General features: G+C 61.6%; 1 protein-coding gene. It reads left to right on the top strand.

The window, feature by feature from the left end; genetic code table 11:
* Positions 1-78: 78 nt before the first annotated feature.
* On the top strand, positions 79-1,680 hold the full coding sequence (locus EBBID32_RS22875) for an ISL3 family transposase (protein ID WP_006967895.1): 1,602 nt from the start codon (positions 79-81) through the stop codon (positions 1,678-1,680).
* Positions 1,681-1,741 lie beyond the last annotated feature (61 nt).

Genomic DNA, 1,741 nt, shown 5'->3' with positions numbered 1-1,741 from the left:
TGGTGCAAGTTGAGGGATTCACACGCGAATCGGATGAGTGCATAGAGTCGGGATTACGGTCAGCGATGGTATTTGCTCGTGGTCCAGACGTCTTCGGTTTCTCCCGTTCCTGCAGGTTTGACGATTGTCAGTCGCGACGAAACAGCGGACGGGAGGCTTCATTTGGATGTAAGGCCAGTTCAGCGCTCCTCCTCGTGCCCCGGTTGCGGACGGCACTCGAGTGGCGTGCATAGCCATTACCAGCGCCATCTCTCCGATTTGCTTTGGCATGGACGGATTGTGGCGATGCGCCTCACGGCGCGGCGCTTTCGCTGCAGGACGCCTGATTGCAAGGTGCAGATATTCACGGAGCGATTGCCCGGGGTCGCTGTTTCGAGCGCGCAACGCTCCGATCGGCTCGCACAGAGCCAGCGCGCTATAGCTCTTGTAGCGGGTGGTGAGCCGGGCTCCCGCCTCGCCCATAGGTTGGCGATGCCGGTGGGCGGAGATACATTGCTGCGGATGATCCGGACGGCGCCTGTGCCGGGTTTCGTTGCCCCTACGATCGTGGGCATCGACGATTGGGCGTGGCGGCGCGGACAGCGCTACGGAACGATCATCTGCGACTTGGAGCGAAATCGCGTTCTTGATCTGCTGCCTGATCGCAACGCGGATAGCGTGGCCGACTGGCTGAAGCGCTGGCCAGGGATCAAGGTTGCCGCGCGTGATCGCGCTGGAGTTTACGCCCAAGGAGCAAGGCGCGGGGCGCCAGGAGCCATGCAAGTGGCCGATCGCTGGCATCTGCTCAGTGGCCTGGATGAGGCACTGCGCCAGGCAGTTGGTCGCCACCGCAGTGCGGTGTCCGCGGCGGCGAAAATCATGGCATCCGCGCAGGGCGCGCAAGCCAACCCTGCACCGACATCCCCCGGTCTAGTCAAATTGCGGACCGATCGGAAGGCCGGTCGACGCGAACGCTGCGAGGAAATATGCCAGCTCGACAAGCTGGGACATCCCACGTCGAGCATCGCCGAGCTGGTTGGCGTAGCTCAGCGCAAGGTCCAGCGCTGGATAGCCGCCGGCGGCGAACCCGAACATGTGCGTCCCCGTATACATTCCCATCTTCTGGGCCCTTTCGAAGAATGGCTCGAAGCCCGGTGGCGTTCGGGACACCAGGTTGGACAACAGCTTTGGCGAGAACTGAAAGAACTCGGCTACAAGGGGAGCCGGAACACCATTGCACGATGGGCAGCCAAGCGGCGCAGCCGCGACGATGCACAGGCACTAGAACCGCAGAGGCAGCGGTCAGCCTGGAAGGCCCCATCGCGGCGGCGCTGCGCATGGTACATGGGCCAGGCTCCCGATCAGATCGATGCCGAACATACGCTGTTCCTCGACCATCTATATGCGCAAGCACCGCGCCTTCGTGAGGCAGCGGAACTGGCTGTTCAGTTCGTCACGGTTCTTGGCGGCAAGGACGTAACCACACTCGATAAATGGCTCGAACAGGCAGCTGACAGTGAACTTGGCAGCTTTGCGGGCGGCATCACACGGGACATTGATGCAGTCAGGCGCGCGATCACGACCCGTTGGACGACGAGCCCGGTCGAAGGTCAGGTCAGTAGAGTCAAAGCCATAAAGCGGCAGATGTACGGACGAGCAAACTACCAACTCCTGCGACAGCGAGTGTTACTGGCCGCCTGATCATCAATCAGGCCTCCAAAGGCTTCCTCGAGCAGACTGCACCAAAGATGCGGAAGAACCC

The sequence above is a fragment of the Sphingobium indicum BiD32 genome (genome assembly GCF_000382885.1).
GTDB classification, from domain to species: Bacteria; Pseudomonadota; Alphaproteobacteria; order Sphingomonadales; family Sphingomonadaceae; genus Sphingobium; species Sphingobium japonicum_C.
This window is presented reverse-complemented; position numbering and strand designations above follow the sequence as displayed.